The organism is Cellulomonas pasadenensis (assembly GCF_047229365.1).
Lineage (GTDB): Bacteria > Actinomycetota > Actinomycetes > Actinomycetales > Cellulomonadaceae > Cellulomonas.
Window position 1 is genome coordinate 30,443 of record NZ_JBFTEP010000012.1, and the last position, 15,714, is coordinate 46,156.

The 15,714-nt window shown below is 75.8% G+C and carries 12 protein-coding genes; 5 read left to right on the forward strand and 7 right to left on the reverse strand.

Annotated features, from left to right (window positions below; translation table 11 throughout):
* Positions 1-4: 4 nt before the first annotated feature.
* The gene (locus AB6N23_RS03345) at positions 5-5,086 is read right to left on the reverse strand and encodes an Lhr family helicase (protein ID WP_412864681.1); all 5,082 of its coding nucleotides are present in this window, start codon (positions 5,084-5,086) and stop codon (positions 5-7) included.
* Positions 5,087-5,216: 130 nt separating this feature from the next.
* On the opposite strand from AB6N23_RS03345, the gene AB6N23_RS03350 reads away from it, so the two are divergent.
* From AB6N23_RS03350 to rny, 4 genes are all read left to right on the forward strand, one after another.
* Complete coding sequence (locus AB6N23_RS03350) at positions 5,217-5,453, forward strand: DUF3046 domain-containing protein (RefSeq protein ID WP_378206471.1); 237 nt, start codon at positions 5,217-5,219, stop codon at positions 5,451-5,453.
* Between the two features lie 278 nt (positions 5,454-5,731).
* Positions 5,732-6,757 carry a recombinase RecA gene (recA, locus tag AB6N23_RS03355; RefSeq protein ID WP_378206475.1) on the forward strand — a complete coding sequence of 342 codons (1,026 nt, stop codon included), beginning with the start codon at positions 5,732-5,734 and terminating at the stop codon, positions 6,755-6,757.
* Positions 6,758-6,876: 119 nt separating this feature from the next.
* Positions 6,877-7,368: a regulatory protein RecX gene (locus AB6N23_RS03360; protein WP_412864682.1), complete on the forward strand. Its 492-nt coding sequence runs from the start codon at positions 6,877-6,879 to the stop codon at positions 7,366-7,368.
* 152 nt (positions 7,369-7,520) lie between these two features.
* Positions 7,521-9,053 (forward strand): ribonuclease Y, encoded by a 1,533-nt coding sequence (gene rny / locus AB6N23_RS03365; RefSeq protein ID WP_412864683.1) that lies wholly within the window; start codon positions 7,521-7,523, stop codon positions 9,051-9,053.
* Positions 9,054-9,080: 27 nt separating this feature from the next.
* Here rny and AB6N23_RS03370 read toward each other — a convergent pair whose 3' ends face one another.
* The 4 genes from AB6N23_RS03370 to AB6N23_RS03385 form a co-directional block, all read right to left on the reverse strand.
* A complete protein-coding gene (locus tag AB6N23_RS03370) occupies positions 9,081-9,962 on the reverse strand; it encodes an amino acid ABC transporter permease (RefSeq protein WP_412864684.1) in 882 nt (293 codons plus the stop codon).
* Entirely contained in the window at positions 9,959-10,588 is a 630-nt protein-coding gene (locus AB6N23_RS03375) for an amino acid ABC transporter permease (protein WP_412864689.1), read from the reverse strand. The genes AB6N23_RS03370 and AB6N23_RS03375 overlap by 4 nt, the downstream gene beginning before the upstream one ends.
* A gap of 102 nt (positions 10,589-10,690) precedes the next feature.
* The gene (locus tag AB6N23_RS03380; protein ID WP_412864685.1) at positions 10,691-11,581 is read right to left on the reverse strand and encodes a glutamate ABC transporter substrate-binding protein; all 891 of its coding nucleotides are present in this window, start codon (positions 11,579-11,581) and stop codon (positions 10,691-10,693) included.
* Positions 11,582-11,689: 108 nt separating this feature from the next.
* Positions 11,690-12,478, reverse strand: coding sequence for an amino acid ABC transporter ATP-binding protein (locus tag AB6N23_RS03385; RefSeq protein WP_378205456.1), 789 nt, complete (start codon positions 12,476-12,478; stop codon positions 11,690-11,692).
* A 146-nt stretch (positions 12,479-12,624) separates the two neighbouring features.
* Here AB6N23_RS03385 and miaB point away from each other — a divergent pair, with 146 nt between their 5' ends.
* Positions 12,625-14,232: a tRNA (N6-isopentenyl adenosine(37)-C2)-methylthiotransferase MiaB gene (miaB, locus tag AB6N23_RS03390; RefSeq protein WP_412864686.1), complete on the forward strand. Its 1,608-nt coding sequence runs from the start codon at positions 12,625-12,627 to the stop codon at positions 14,230-14,232.
* A gap of 76 nt (positions 14,233-14,308) precedes the next feature.
* Here the strand turns inward: miaB and AB6N23_RS03395 are convergent, their stop codons facing one another.
* Both AB6N23_RS03395 and AB6N23_RS03400 read right to left on the reverse strand, forming a co-directional pair.
* The gene (locus AB6N23_RS03395; RefSeq protein WP_412864687.1) at positions 14,309-14,830 is read right to left on the reverse strand and encodes a type III secretion system chaperone family protein; all 522 of its coding nucleotides are present in this window, start codon (positions 14,828-14,830) and stop codon (positions 14,309-14,311) included.
* Positions 14,827-15,339, reverse strand: a complete 513-nt coding sequence (locus AB6N23_RS03400; RefSeq protein ID WP_412864690.1) for a type III secretion system chaperone family protein — start codon at positions 15,337-15,339, stop codon at positions 14,827-14,829. The genes AB6N23_RS03395 and AB6N23_RS03400 overlap by 4 nt, the downstream gene beginning before the upstream one ends.
* Between the last annotated feature and the right edge of the window lie 375 nt (positions 15,340-15,714).

Below are 15,714 nucleotides of genomic sequence, written 5' to 3' on the forward strand. Positions count from 1 at the left end.
CGCCTCACGACGCCTGCAGACGCAGGCCGCGCGGGGTGGTGACGAACCCGGCACCGGTGAGCGCCGTGGCCGCCGCGGAGGACAGCACGTCGCCCGAGAGCACCTCCGCGCCGTCGATCCGGCCGACGGTCAGGCGGCCGGCGTGCCGGCGGCGGGCGGCCTCCACGAGCGCGTCCGCGGCCCCGCCGAGCACCGCCGCGTCGTCCGAGAAGGTGAGCAGCGTGCGGCCGCCGCGCTCGAGGTAGAGCACGAGCGCGCCGTCCACGAGGACGACGAGCGCGCCGGCCTTGCGCCCGGGCCGGTGCCGGACGGTGACCTGCTCGGGCGGGTCCGGCCAGGCCAGCGCCGCACCGTACGGGTTCGCCGGGTCGGTCGCCGCGAGGACGACGACCCACGGGCCGGGCCCCTCCGGGCCGGGTGCGGCGTCCTGCGCCGCCGGGTCCCACACGTCGGGACCGGCGGGCGCCGACCACGCGGGGGCGGGCACCTCCTGCCAGGGCAGGAGCGCGCCGAGCTCGCTCGTGGTCTGCTCGCGCCGCAGCGTCGCGCGCTCGCGCGCCCGGTCGACAACCTCGGCGTCGACGCGCAGCCGGTCCACGGCACCGGGCAGCGCGAACTGCGAGCCGCCGAGGCGCTCCACGAAGTAGCCGCGGCGCACCTGCCCCGACTGCTCGAGCGCGGACAGGACGCGGTAGACGTCGGCGAACCGGCCGGAGACCTGCTCCGCCGGCGCGACCGCGCGCGTCAGCACGCCGTGCCGGTCGAGGAGCTGGGCGGCGAGCGCGTGCGCGCGCACCGTGGGGTCGGGCTCCCGCGCGGGCAGCAACGACCAGCGACCGGCACCCGAGCCCTGCACCGCCGTCGCGCCGAGCGCCCGGACGCCCCCGGTGCCCGCCCCGGCGGTCGGCCCCGTCATGCCGAGCCGTGCGCCGGCGCGCAGCCCGAGCCGCGGGCGCAGGGGGCGTCCGCGCGCCGGCGTCGAGCGCGTCCGGTGGGCGGTGCTGCCGGTGCCGAGCCACGCCCGCAGCGGGCCCAGGCCGTCGTTGGTGACGCGGCCCGCCCAGACGAGGTCCCACAGGGCGTCCAGCACGCCGGACGCCGCGGGCGGGCCGTCGTCGTCGTCGGCCGGGAGCCACAGGGCGGTGACGCGCTCGACGAGCGGGCCGAGGAACCACGCACCGCCGCCCTCGAGCGCCGCGAGCACGGCGCGGTGGACCGGGCCGGACGCGGGCGCGTCGGGGTCGTCGAGGTCGGTGACCGGCGCGAGCGTGAGGTCGGCGACCGAGGTCGGGTGCAGCGACACGAGCCCGTCGTGGCCGGCCAGCGCCGCGTGGCCGGCCCAGAGCACCTCACCGGCGGCGGTGAGCTCGTCGAGCATCGCCGGGGCGTAGTCCGGGACGCGCGCGGGCAGGACGTGCGTCTCGAGCGCCGACGCCGGCACGGCGAACCCGGCGAGCTGCTCGACGGCGCGCGCCACCGCGTCGACGCCGCGCAGCCCCGACCCGCCGGCCGCGCGCCGGCCGCTGGGCTGCACGCCCTGCCAGCGCGGCAGGAAGACGCCGACGGCCTGCGGGTCCACCGGCTCGACCTGCGCCCGCAGCGCGGCGAGCGAGCGCCGCCGCAGGGTCCGCAGCACGTCCGCGTCGCAGAACTCGTCGCCCGTGCCGCCGAGCACGTCGGGCCGCAGCCGGCCCTGGACGAGCACGCCCTGCACCTCCAGCCGGCGCAGCGTCTCGGTCACCACCGCGACGCCCAGCCCGAACCGGGCTGCGACGGCCGACGCGGGGAACGGCCCGTGCGTGCGTGCGTGCCGGCGCAGCAGGTCGCCCAGCGGGTCGGGGAGCACCTCGGTGAAGACCTCCGGGACACCGACGGGTAGCGCGACACCGAGCGCGTCCCGCAGCCGGCCCGCGTCCTCGACGGCGGCCCACTGGTCGGCACGGTCGGGCGGCAGGCCGCCCACGCGGACCCGGATCGCGCGCCGGGCCGCTGCGAGCTCGTCGAGCCACCCCGGCACCTCGGCGCGGGCCTCCGCCCGGGTGCGCGCCGCGACCTCGCCGGCGGTGAGCGGGCCGTGCCGGCGCAGCACGTCGGCGACCTGCTCGAGCGTCCCGGCCTGACGGTCGGGGGCCGTGCCGGACAGCTCCGCCTCCGTCCGCTCGACGGCCTCGGGGTCGAGCAGGTCGGCGAGCTGCGACTCGCCGCCCTGACCGAGCAGCTCCGCGAGCAGCGTGGGGTCGAGGGTGAGGGCCGCGGCGCGCCGCTCGGCGAGCGGGGCGTCGCCCTCGTAGAGGAACTGCGCGGTGTAGCCGAACAGCAGGGACTGGGCGAACGGGCTGGGGTGCGGTGTCGTCACCTCGACCACCCGCACGCGACCGGAGCCGACGTCGCGCATGAGCGTCGCGAGCGCGTCGGTGTCGAAGTCGTCCTGGAGGCACTCGCGCACGGCCTCGAGCAGGATCGGGAAGTCGGGGTAGCGCGACGCGACGCCCAGCAGCTGCGCCGAGCGCTGCCGCTGCTGCCACAGCGGCTGCCGGCGGTCGGGGCGGCGCCGCGGCAGCAGCAGCGCGCGGCCGGCGGCCTCGCGGAAGCGCGCCGCGAACATCGCGGACGCGCCGAGCTCGTCCCGCACCGACGCGACGACCTCGTCCGGGTCGAGCAGCAGGTCGTCCAGGCGGACGGCCGGCCCGTCGGGCGCCGCCGGGGCGTCGCCCCACGGGTCGCCGGCGCCGTCCAGCAGGTCGGGCAGGCGCAGCACGATCCCGTCGTCCGCGTGCATGACGGCCGCGTCGACGCCGTAGCGCTCGCGCAGCCGGGCACCGAGCACCAGGGCCCACGGGGCGTGCACGCGCGCGCCGTACGGCGAGTGCAGCACGATGCGCCAGTCGCCGAGCTCGTCGCGGAACCGCTCGACGACCAGCACGGTGTCGCTCGGCACCTGGCCGGTCGCCTCCTGCTGCTCGCGCACGTACGCCAGCAGGTTGTCCGCCGCCCAGGGGTCCAGGCCGGCGCCCTCGACGCGTGCCCGCGCGCCCGCCGGGGGCAGCGCCAGCACCTCGCGCACCCAGGCGCCGACGGCGCGGCCGAGCTCGGCGGGACGGCCCGGCGCGTCGCCCTTCCAGAACGGCAGGCGCCCCGGCACGCCGGGCGCCGGTGTGACGAGCACGCGGTCGGGCGTGATGTCCTCGATGCGCCACGTGCTCGACCCGAGCGTGAACGTGTCGCCGACGCGGGACTCGTAGACCATCTCCTCGTCGAGCTCGCCGACGCGCTTGCCGCCGCGCAGGCGGCCGCCCGTGCGCTCGGCGTCCGCGGGCACGTCGGACGCGCCGCCGTCGCCCGCGAGGAAGACGCCGAAGAGGCCGCGGTCCGGGATCGTGCCGCCGCTCGTGACCGCGAGGCGCAGCGCGCCGGGGCGGCCGCTGAGCACGTCCCGGACCCGGTCCCAGACGACGCGCGGGCGCAGCTCGGCGAACTCCTCCGACGGGTACCGGCCGGCCAGCATGTCGAGGACGGCCCGCAGCGTCGCCTCGCCGAGGGTGGCGAAGGGCGCCGCGCGGCGCACGACCCGGGCGAGGTCGTCGACCGTCCAGTCCTCCACCGCGACCATCGCGACCACCTGCTGGGCGAGCACGTCGAGCGGGTTCGTCGGCACGTGCAGCGCCTCGAGCTCGCCCGCCCGCATGCGCAGCGCGGTCACCGCCGCGGGCACGAGCTCGCCCCGGTACGTGGGGAACACGACCCCGTGGGACACCGCGCCGACCTGGTGGCCGGCGCGCCCGACGCGCTGGAGCCCGCTCGCCACGGACGGCGGCGCGCCGACCTGCACGACCAGGTCGAGGGCGCCCATGTCGATGCCGAGCTCGAGGGAGCTCGTCGCGACGACCGCCGGCAGCCGCCCGGCCTTCAGCTCCGACTCCGTGCGCGTGCGCTCCGCCCGGCTCATCGACCCGTGGTGCGCGCGCGCGACGATCGCGGCGGCGTCGCGCGTGTCGACGCCCACCGCGGTGCCGCTCTGCGCCGGTGCGGCCGCCGGCTGCAGCGCCCCGGGGTCGGGCAGCTCCACGCCCTGCCGCTCGGTCCACACCTCGTTGATGCGCGCGGTGAGCCGTTCGGCGCCGCGGCGGGAGTTGGTGAACACGAGCGTCGAGCGGTGCGCCGCGACCAGGTCGACGACCCGCTCCTCGACGTGCGGCCAGATCGACGCGCGCGGCGTGCCGTCGGCCCGCCCGCTGAGGTCCCCGTCGCCGAACCCGCCGTCGTCCGCCGGGGCCGACGCGCCGGGCGCCGGGCCGCTGCCCCGCGCGGCCGACGCGAGGTCGCCGAGGTCGGGCACCGGCACGACGACGTCGACCTCGATGACCTTCTGGGACGGCGGCTGCACGACCGTCACGCGGCGGCCCCCGTCGGCGGGGGTCCGGGCGCCGCCCAGGAACGACGCGACCGCGTCGACGGGGCGCACGGTGGCGGACAGCCCGACCCGTTGCGCCGGCCCGGGCCCGCCCTCGCGCTCGAGCAGCGCGTCGAGCCGCTCCAGGGACAGGGCGAGGTGCGCGCCGCGCTTGGTGCCCACGACGGCGTGGATCTCGTCGAGCACGACCGTCCGCACGCCCGCCAGGCCGGCCCGCGCGGCCGACGTCAGCACGAGGTACAGCGACTCGGGCGTCGTGATGAGGATGTCGGGCGGCGTCGTGGCGAAGGCGCGGCGCTCGGCCGGTGGCGTGTCGCCCGTGCGGATGCCCACGGTGACGTCGGGGAGGTCGCGGCCGCGCCGCGTCGCCGCCTGCCGGATGCCGACGAGCGGCGAGCGCAGGTTGCGCTCGACGTCGGTGGCGAGGGCCTTGAGCGGCGAGACGTAGAGCACGCGGCAGCGCTGCACCGGGTCCTCCGGCGGGTCGCCCGTGAGCAGGCCGTCGAGCGCCCAGAGGAAGGCCGCGAGCGTCTTGCCGGAGCCGGTGGGCGCGACGACGAGCGCGTGGTCGCCGCCGGCGACGGCCTCCCACGCGCCCGCCTGCGCGGCGGTCGGCGCCGCGAACGCGCCGGTGAACCAGTCGCGCGTGGGGGCGGAGAAGCGGTCGAGCACCACCGGGCCATTGTGGTGGCAGGGTCCGACAACCGCGCGGGGCGCGTCCGGCGCCGCCGACCGCCGTGCCGCCCGGTGCCGCGCCGTGCCGCCCGGTGCCGCCGACGGCCGCGGGCGGTGGCAGGCTGGTGGGGTGAGGTACCGCGAGCTGACCGACCTGGTCGACGACGTCCTGGGGCCCGTGCAGGGGCGCCTGATGATGGACGAGCTCGTCCTCGACGCGCTCGGCAACCGCACGGGTGCGCGGGCGCTCGCCGAGGGCGTCGAGCCCCGGGCGGTGTGGCACGCGCTGTGCGACGCGCTCGACGTGCCCGAGTCCCGGCGGTGGGGGAGCGACCCGCACCGGCAGGCACCGCCGCGCCGGCGCTGACGGCCCGCGGCGAGGGCCCGGCGCGCACGAGGTCGGCGCCGACCGGGCCGGTGCGGCGGCGCGCCGCGTGTCGCGACGCCTGGTCGAACACCTGTTCGGCTATGGTGGTCGCAGGTGACGACGACCGAGCCGTCCCCAGCCCCGCGCGGCACCACCGCCGTCCACGGGTCACGGGGCGTCCGGCCGGGATGTCGGTGGTCGGGCATACCGTCGCCTGCGACACAAGGACCAGTCCCCGCAGGTGCAGCGCGACGCTGCTCGAACACGACGAGGTAGACATGCCCGCTCCGGACCGCGCCAAGGCCCTCGAGGCCGCTCTCGGCCAGATCGACCGCCAGTTCGGCAAGGGATCGGTGATGCGCCTCGGTGACGACGGCCGCGCACCGGTCGAGGTCATCCCCACCGGCTCCGTCGCCCTCGACGTGGCCCTGGGCATCGGCGGCCTCCCGCGGGGCCGCATCATCGAGGTGTACGGGCCGGAGTCCTCCGGCAAGACGACGGTCGCGCTGCACGCGGTCGCCAACGCGCAGAAGGCGGGCGGCATCGCGGCGTTCATCGACGCCGAGCACGCGCTCGACCCGGAGTACGCCAAGAAGCTCGGCGTCGACACCGACGCGCTCCTCGTCGCCCAGCCGGACAACGGCGAGCAGGCGCTCGAGATCATGGACACGCTGATCCGCTCCGGCGCGATCGACATCATCGTCATCGACTCGGTCGCGGCGCTCGTGCCGAAGGCCGAGATCGAGGGCGAGATGGGTGACTCGCACGTCGGTCTGCAGGCCCGTCTGATGTCGCAGGCGCTGCGCAAGATCACCGGTGCCCTCAACGCGTCGGGCACCACGGCGATCTTCATCAACCAGCTGCGCGAGAAGATCGGCGTGTTCTTCGGCAGCCCGGAGACCACCACCGGTGGCAAGGCCCTGAAGTTCTACGCCTCGGTGCGCATGGACATCCGCCGCATCGAGACCCTCAAGGAGGGGACCGACGCGGTCGGCAACCGCACGCGCGTCAAGGTCGTGAAGAACAAGATGGCGCCGCCGTTCAAGCAGGCGGAGTTCGACATCCTCTACGGCGTGGGGATCTCCCGCGAGGGGTCGCTGATCGACCTCGGCGTCGAGCACGGGTTCATCCGCAAGTCGGGTGCGTGGTTCACGTACGAGGGCGACCAGCTCGGCCAGGGCAAGGAGAACGCGCGTCGGTTCCTGCGCGACAACCCCGACCTGGCGGAGGAGATCGACAAGAAGATCAAGGAGAAGCTCGGTATCGGGGCGCGCGTCGACGCACCGGCCGAGGTCGACTTCTGAGCCCGCGGACGGGCGACGGGGTTGGCCGGTCCGCGGCGGCACGACGCCGCGGCCGGCCCGCCCCCGAGCCGCCCGAGGACGGTGCCGCGGCCGCCGACGCCGAGCCCGACCCCGAGTCGGTGGCGCGCGCGATCGTCCTGCGGCAGCTGAGCGCGGCGCCGCGCAGCCGCGCCCAGCTCGAGGACGCGCTCGCGCGACGCGACGTGCCGGAGGAGGTCGCGGTCCGCGTCCTCGACCGCTTCACCGAGGTGGGGCTGATCGACGACGAGGAGTACGCGCGGATGCTCGTCCGCTCGCGGCACCGCGAGCGAGGCCTCTCCCGCCGCGCGCTCGGCACGGAGCTGCGCCGCAAGGGCATCGACGACGAGACGGCCGCCGCCGCGCTCGAGGAGGTCGACGGCGACGACGAGGAGCAGGCCGCGCGCGAGCTCGTCGCCAAGAAGCTGCGCGCCACGGCGTCCCTCGCGACGGAGGTGCGCGTGCGCCGCACGTACGCGGCGCTCGCGCGCAAGGGATACCCGCCCGGGCTCGTCGCCGGGCTGGTGCGCGAGGCGCTCGCCGTGGAGGGCGCCGCCGACGACGCCCCCCGCTGGTCCGACGCGGAGGGCTGACCGAGGCGACGCCGCAGGTCGCGTGCGGGCATCCCGCCGACGTGCGCGAGGGTGGACGAGCCGCGCCCACGGCACGGCGCGTCGGCGCACGGGCCGGTCTGCGCGACAATGGGGGCCCCGTCGGCGCTCGGCCGGCCGGTCCGGGAGGACACGTGGAGCAGGCAGCGATCGTCATCGTCGTGGGGCTGCTCGGTGCCTGCCTCGTCGCCCTCGTGCTCGTCATGCTGGCCCGCCGGGAGGCCGACGCCCAGCGCCGGCAGGCCGGCGAGGACGTGGCCCGCATCAAGGACGAGGCGCGCGCGCTGCTCGCCGATGCCGAGCGCCGCCAGCAGCGCATCGCCGACCGGGAGCGCGAGCTGGCGGGGGAGCGGTCCGAGCTCGTCGACCTCGAGCGCCGCACCCGCGCGCAGGCCGACGCCCTCGCCGAGGCGCAGCGCGCCGGCGCCCGCGCCGTCGACAAGGCCGAGCGCACGGCCGCACGCACCCTCGCGGACGCGGAGCGCGCGGCGAACGCGCGGCTCGTCGCCGCGCGCGAGGAGGCCCGGCAGGAGCTCGAGGCCACCAGCGGGCTCACCCAGGAGGAGGCGCGCGCCGAGCTGACGCGCCGCATCGCCGAGCAGGCCGCCAACGACGCCGCCGCCCAGGTCCGTCGCGTCGAGGCCACCGCACGCCGCACCGCCGACGCCCGCGCCCGCCGCATCGTGACCGCGGCCGTGCACCGCCTCGCCGTGCCGACCAGCGCGCAGCACGTCGTGACGATCCTGCCGCTGCCGTCCGACGAGATGAAGGGCCGGATCATCGGCAAGGAGGGGCGCAACATCCGCCACTTCGAGGCCCTCACCGGCGTGAACGTGCTCGTCGACGAGACACCCGACTCCGTGGTGCTGTCCTCGTTCGACGCCGAGCGGCGCGAGGTCGCGCAGGTCGCCCTCGAGACGCTCATGGCCGACGGCCGCATCCACCCGCAGCGGATCGAGGCGGCGTACGCCGAGGCGCTCGCCGGCGCCGACGAGCGCCACGACGCGGCCGGCCACGACGCCGCGGAGCGCGCCGGCGTGGACGGCCTGCACCCCGACGTCGTGCGGACCATGGGGCGGCTGCGGCTGCGCACGTCCTACGGGCAGAACGTCCTCGAGCACCTCGTGGAGAGCGCGCAGGTGGCGGCCGCGATGGCGGCGGAGATCGGCGCCGACGTCGACGTCGCCCGCCGTGGCGCCTTCCTGCACGACCTGGGCAAGGCGCTCACCGCCGAGGTCCCCGGCACGCACGCCGCCGTCGGTGCCGACCTCGCGCGGCGCTGTGGCGAGTCGGACGCGGTCGTCAACGCCATCGCCGCGCACCACGACGAGGTGCCGCCCGCGACCGTCGAGGCGGTGCTCGTGCAGGCCGCCGACGCGATCTCCGCGTCCCGCCCGGCGGCCCGCCGCCAGGACGTCGACCAGTACGTCGAGCGCATGGGCAGCCTCGAGGCGCTCGTCGCCGAGCACGACGGCGTCCGCCGCGCGCTGGCGATGGCCGCCGGCCGGGAGGTACGCGTCGTCGTGGAGCCGGACGAGGTGACGGACCGCGACCTGCCGCAGCTCGCGACGGCGATCGCCCGGCACATCGAGTCCGACCTCACCTACCCGGGCGAGATCAAGGTGACCGTCGTCCGCGAGCTCCGCGCGAGCGCGACGGCCGGCTGACGCCGCCGCGCACGCGCGGGCACCGCGTCAGGGGGTGATGCGTCCGGTCGTCGCCCCGGTGGCGCCGTCACCGACGGTCGCGGCGATCTCCGGCGGCGCCGCCGTGCGCCGCGACCGCCCCTGCAGGCGCATCGCGAGGCGCGACAGCGTGATGTTCACCAGCAGGTAGACGCCGGCGCCCACCGTGAACAGGGCGACGAGCGAGGCGTTGCCGAAGAAGTAGGTGTTGTTCTGGATCGTCTTCAGCAGCTCCTCGTAGCCGACGATGAAGCCGAGCGACGAGTCCTTGAGCAGCACCACGAGCTGGGCGACGAGGCTCGGCAGCATGGTGCGCAGCGCCTGCGGCAGCAGCACGAGGCGCAGCGTCTGCGCGCGGCTGAGGCCGACGGCGAGGCCGGCCTCGGTCTGCCCCTTCGGCAGGGCCGCGAGCCCCGCGCGGACGATCTCCGCGATGATCGCCATGTTGTAGACGACCAGCCCGAACACCACGGCGCTGAACGCGTCCCAACCGAACGCGAGCAGGGCGAACAGCATGACGAGCAGCACGGGCAGGCCTCGGAACAGCTCGATCACCGCGGTGGCGACCCAGCGCAGCCACGCGACGCGGGTGGTGCGCCACACCGCGAGCAGCAGCCCGAGGAGCAGCGCGAGCGGCGCCGCGAGCGCGGCGGCGCGCAGCGTCGCGCCGAGGCCGGTGACGAGGAGGCTGCGCCACACGTCGGCGGCGGACTGGCCCATGGGCGGGTCGTGCAGCACGGCCCACCGCTCGGGGGCGAAGACGCCGCGGCCGGCGGCGTACCAGGCGCCGAGGCCCAGGACCACGAGGACCAGGAGGCCGGCGACGACCGACCCGATGCGTTCGCGCCGCCGGGCGGCCGGGCCGGGGACGTCGTACAGGACGGAGCTCATCGGGCGAACGCCACCCTCCGCTCGAGGGCGCCGGCCAGCTGGCCGGCGGGGATGGTGATGACCAGGTAGAACAGCGCGACGCCGACCAGCACCATGATCGAGTCCGCGGGGTTGCCTTGCGCCAGGCGGCGGCCGGTCGCCATGAGCTCCACCACCGCGAAGCCCGCCGCGACCGACGTGTTCTTCGCGAGCGCGATGATCACGTTGATGAGCGGCGGGATCACCGACCGCACGGCCTGGGGGAGCACCACCGACGTGAGCGTCTGCCCGAAGGTGAGCCCGATCGCGCGCGCCGCCTCGGCCTGGCCGACGCCGACGGAGTTGATGCCGGAGCGGACGGCCTCGGCCACGAACGCCGACGTGTACAGCGTCAGCGCGAGCACCGCGGCGGCGTAGCCGAACAGCCGGAACGGCGTGAACTGCGGCAGCACGTACACGGTGAAGAAGAAGACGAGCGTCAGCGGCGTGTTCCGCAGGAGCTCGGTGTAGACGGCGCCGAACGCGCGCAGCGAGCCGAGCGGCGAGACGCGCAGCATCGCGACGAGGGCGCCGACGACGAGGGCACCGGCGCCCGCCACGAGCGTCAGCTGCAGGCTGAGGCGGAAACCGGCGAGGTACGCCGGCATGTTGTCGGCGATGACCGAGGGGTCCACGCACGTCCTCCGGGAGCAGGGTCGGTGGGGCACGTCACGGCCGGGGCGCCACGACGGGCGCCCCGGCCGCGGGTGTCAGTAGCGGTCGACGGCCGGGGGCTCCGGCGTCGGCAGGACCGTGCCGGCCGTCTCCGTCCAGGCCTGCTCCCAGCTGCCGTCCTCGAAGCTCTCCTCGAGGACGTCGTTGATCCACATGCGGAAGTCGGTGTCGTCGAGCGCCAGGCCGATGCCGTAGGGCTCCTCGGTGAAGGGCTCGCCGCGGACCTCGAGGTCCGGGTTCTGCGCCGCGAAGCCGGCGAGGATCACGTTGTCGGTGCTGATCGCGTCGACCTGGCCGTTGCGCAGCGGCTCGATGCAGTCGGAGTACGCCTGCAGGGCCTGCACCTCGGCCTCGGGGTAGTTCTCGATGAGGTTCGCCTCGGGCGTGGAGCCCGAGACCGTGCAGACGCGCTTGCCGGCGAGGTCGTCGGGGCCCTGGATGTCCTCGTTCTCGGTGAGCGTGAGGATCGACTGCCCGGCCTCGTAGTACGGGCCCGCGAACGACACGACCTCCTTGCGGGTGTCGTTGATCGTGTAGGTCGCGATGACGATGTCCACCTGGCCCGACTGGATGAACGGCTCGCGGTTGGCCGACACCGTCTCGACCCACTCGATGTCGTCCTCGGCGATGCCCAGCTTGCCGGCGATGATCTTGCCGATCTCGACGTCGAAGCCGGTCGGCGTGCCGTCCGGCCCGCGCAGCCCGAACAGCGGCTGGTCGAACTTCGTGCCGATGGTGATGGAGCCCTCCTCGGCGAGCGCCGCCATCGTGGAGCCCTCCGGGAAGTCGGCCGGCGCCTCGCTGGCGGTGCCGCCGCCGGTGGTCTCCTCCGCCTCGACGGCGTCGTCCCCGCCGCCGGAGCAGGCGGCGAGGGCGAGCGTGGACACGGACAGCAGGGCGATGAGCCCGGTGCGAGCGGATCGCATGTGCATCTCCTTCGGTCGCGGCGGCGCGGGTGGCGCCGCCGGAGGGACGGTCCGGCGTGTCGTGCCGTGGTGCGGGCGGCGCGGCCGGTCGGCCACGCCGGCCCGGCGTCAGTGGGTGAGGATCTTCGACAGGAAGTCGCGCGCCCGCTCGCTGCGGGGCGCGGTGAAGAACGTCTCCGGGTCCGCCTCCTCGACGACCTGGCCGGCGTCCATGAAGACGACGCGCTGCGCCGCGCGCCGTGCGAAGCCCATCTCGTGGGTGACGACGACCATCGTCATGCCGTCGCGCGCGAGGCCGACCATGACGTCGAGGACCTCGTTGATCATCTCCGGGTCGAGCGCGGAGGTCGGCTCGTCGAACAGGAGCGCCTTCGGGCGCATCGCGAGCGCGCGGGCGATGGCGACGCGCTGCTGCTGGCCGCCGGACAGCTGCGCCGGGTACTTGTCGGCCTGGTTGGCGACGCCGACGCGCTCGAGCAGCTCCATCGCCGTCGTGCGCGCCTCGGCGGGCTTCACCTTCTTCGCCTTGACCTGGCCCAGCGTGACGTTCTCCAGCACCGTCTTGTGCGCGAAGAGGTTGAACGACTGGAAGACCATCCCCACGTCGGCCCGCAGCCGCGCGAGCGCGCGCCCCTCGGCCGGGATCGGCTCGCCGTCGATGGTGATGGTGCCCGCGTCGATCGTCTCGAGGCGGTTGATGGTCCGGCAGAGCGTCGACTTGCCGCTCCCGGACGGGCCGATGACGACGACGACCTCGCCGCGGTGCACGGTCAGGTCGATGTCGCGCAGCACGTGGAGGCTGCCGAAGTGCTTGTTCACGCCGGACAGGACGATGAGCGGGTCACCGGTCGGGCGGGTCGTCGGGGCGGTGGGCTCGGCGGTCGTGCTGTCGGCCATCCCCCGAACCTACGGGTGCTGTGTTGCGTCCGCCACGGTCGCACGTCACGAACCGGTAACGCCCTGGTCATGTGTCCGACCGTGCCGCGACGCCCCGGGGCGGGGCGGCACCGGGCCGGCGACGCGCCGACGTACCCTGGTGGGCGATGTCCACGACCCTGCCCGCCCCCGTCGTCGCCCCGGCCCCCGCCGCTGCCGACCTCGCGGCCGCGACCCCGCCGCAGCCGGCGCGCACCTACCTGGTGAAGACGCTCGGCTGCCAGATGAACGTCCACGACTCGGAGCACATGGCCGGCATGCTCGAGGAGGCCGGCTACGTGCCGGCGCCCGCGGCCGACGCCGCGGCGGAGGACGTCGACGTCATCGTCATCAACACGTGCGCGGTGCGCGAGAACGCCGCCGACAAGCTGTACGGCAACCTCGGCCGGCTCGCGGGCCAGAAGCGGTCGCGGCCCGGCATGCAGATCGCCGTGGGCGGCTGCCTCGCGCAGAAGGACCGCGCCGGCATCGTCGAGCGCGCGCCGTGGGTCGACGTCGTGTTCGGGACGCACAACCTCGACGTGCTGCCGACCCTGCTGGAGCGCGCGCGGCACAACGCGCGCGCCGAGGTCGAGATCGCCGAGTCGCTGCAGGTCTTCCCCTCGACGCTGCCCACGCGCCGCGAGTCGGTCTACGCCGGGTGGGTGTCCATCAGCGTGGGCTGCAACAACACGTGCACCTTCTGCATCGTCCCGCACCTGCGCGGCAAGGAGCGCGACCGCCGGCCCGGCGAGGTGCTCGCCGAGGTGGAGGCGCTCGTCGGCCAGGGCGCGATCGAGGTGACGCTGCTCGGGCAGAACGTGAACTCCTACGGCGTGGAGTTCGGCGACCGGCAGGCGTTCGCGAAGCTGCTGCGCGCGGCCGGCGCCGTCCCCGGGCTGGAGCGGCTGCGGTTCACGTCCCCGCACCCCGCCGCGTTCACGGACGACGTCGTCCACGCGATGGCGGAGACGCCGACGGTCATGCCGCAGCTGCACATGCCCCTGCAGTCCGGCTCCGACCGCGTCCTGCGCGCGATGCGCCGCTCGTACCGGTCCGAGCGGTTCCTCGGCATCCTCGACCGCGTGCGCGCCCTGATCCCGGACGCCGCGATCACGACCGACATCATCGTGGGGTTCCCCGGCGAGACCGAGGAGGACTTCGCCGAGACGCTGCGCGTGGTGGAGGCGTCCCGGTTCTCGTCCGCGTTCACGTTCCAGTACTCGCCGCGCCCGGGCACGCCCGCGGCCGACCTGCCCGACCAGCTGCCGAAGGCTGTCGTCCAGGAGCGGTACGAGCGCCTGGTCGCGCTGCAGGAGCGCATCTCCTGGGAGGAGAACCAGGCGCAGGTCGGGCGGACCGTCGACGTGCTCGTCGCCGAGGGGGAGGGCCGCAAGGACGGCGCCACCGCGCGCCTGTCGGGACGCGCTGCCGACAACCGGCTCGTCCACCTGTCGCTGCCCGCCGACCTGCCCGCCGACGCCGCGCCGCGCCCCGGCGACCTCGTCACCGTGGACGTCACGCACGCCGCGCCGCACCACCTCGTCGCGGACTCCGCGCTGACCGGCGGCTCGTTCGCCGTGCGGCGCACCCGTGCCGGCGACGCGTGGGAGCGCCGGGCGTCGGGCGCGGAGGAGCACACGCACGGCGGTGCGGGCGGCGGCTGCGGCACGGGTGCCGCGCCGACCGGGCCGGTCGTCCTCGGGCTGCCGTCGGTCGGGCTGCCCGTCCGCTGACGGCCCGCGCTCGGCGCAGGTACGCGGCACGGGCACGCCGCGCCCACCGGGCGGTCGGTGCCGCCGCGCCCCGCGGTCAGTTGTCGGGGATGTCCGGCGGCGTGCCGCCCTCGCCGGGCACGACCGGCTCGAGCGCCGCGAACAGCTGCACGCCGGTGCCGAGCCCGCACGCCAGCAGCTGCGCGAGCTGCACGTCCGTGACCCCCGGCTCGAGGTCCGCGGAGACCTCGGCGTAGACGGCGAGCACGCCGTCCTCCTCGCGCACGTACGCCTTCGGCCAGATCCGCTCGCGGTTCCAGTCGTTGATGGCGAGCGCGAGGGCACGCCGCTGCTCGAGCGGGAGCGTGCGGTGCCAGCGCCCGCGCACCTGCAGGATCTCCTGCTGCTCGCCGAGCAGCAGGAACCAGAACCGGCTGCCGTCCCACGTCCCCGTGAGGTCGCCGTCCTCGTCCACGACGAACCGGTAGCCGCGCGCCAGGAGGTAGTCGGCGACGCGGTCGCGCGTGAGGAGGCGGGGCAGCTCGCCGTCCGACGGCTCCCGCTTGGTCGGCTTCGGCAGCCCGCCGAGCACCCGCAGCAGCCACCCGGGCCCGCTCACGGGGCGACCCCCGCCGGGTCCGGGTACCGCTCGTCGAGCGCGTCGAAGAGCATGCTGCCGGTGGACAGCCCGCAGAACAGGATCTGGCTGAGCTGCGCGTCGGTCGCGCCGTGCTCGAGGTCGGTGGCGACCTCCGCCACCACGTGCACGCGCCCGTTGTCACGCACGCGGACGTACGCCTTCGGCCAGATGCGCTCGGCGTTCCACTCGTTGCACAGGTCGAGCACCTCCTCGAGGCGTTCGATCGCCAGCTCGCGGTGCCACTGCCCGCGCACCTGGAGGATCTCCGCCTGCTCGCCGAACAGGAAGAAGTAGAAGAGCCGTCCCCGCCACAGCCCGCCGAGGTCGCCGTCGTTGTCCACGAAGTAGCTGAAGTGGTTCTCCGTCATCCACGCCGCGATACGGGCGGGCGAGACGGCCGCCGGCGTGGTGACGCCGGTCTCGGCGGTGCCCAGCTCGCGGGCCAGCAGCGCCGCGACGCGGGCGTGCAGCTCGCCGTCGTCGTCCACCGGGGCCACGGACACCTCGGCACGCGTCCTCGGCCGTCCGCGCCCCCACCAGCGGCGTGCGCGATCCCCGAACGACACCATGCGCACGACCCTACCCGGCGGCACCGACGGTGCGACCGGCGCCGCCCGGACGGGCACCGGTCCCGCCGGCGCGGCCTCCCGACGCCGGCCGCCGTCGACGACCACGCGTGCGTCCGCGCGCCCCGGTGCGGCTACCGTCGTCGCGTGCTCGTCGCCGCCGCGTTCGTCCCCGACACCGTGCTGCTCCTGCCCGGGGCGGCGGGCGGGGCGGGCGGCCCACTCCGCCGACAGCGTGGTCAGGTCGAGGACGACGTCCTGCCGCGGGCCGGCGACCCAGCCCGCCTGCGCGGTCTC

Bases quoted from the DNA above. Each gene is read 5' to 3' on its own strand.
- AB6N23_RS03370 (WP_412864684.1), bottom strand. From the start codon at position 9,962: ATGAGCTCCGTCCTGTACGACGTCCCCGGCCCGGCCGCCCGGCGGCGC.
- AB6N23_RS03385 (WP_378205456.1), bottom strand. From the start codon at position 12,478: ATGGCCGACAGCACGACCGCCGAGCCCACCGCCCCGACGACCCGCCCG.
- AB6N23_RS03375 (WP_412864689.1), bottom strand. From the start codon at position 10,588: ATGCCGGCGTACCTCGCCGGTTTCCGCCTCAGCCTGCAGCTGACGCTC.
- miaB (WP_412864686.1), top strand. From the start codon at position 12,625: ATGTCCACGACCCTGCCCGCCCCCGTCGTCGCCCCGGCCCCCGCCGCT.
- recA (WP_378206475.1), top strand. From the start codon at position 5,732: ATGCCCGCTCCGGACCGCGCCAAGGCCCTCGAGGCCGCTCTCGGCCAG.
- AB6N23_RS03380 (WP_412864685.1), bottom strand. From the start codon at position 11,581: ATGCGATCCGCTCGCACCGGGCTCATCGCCCTGCTGTCCGTGTCCACG.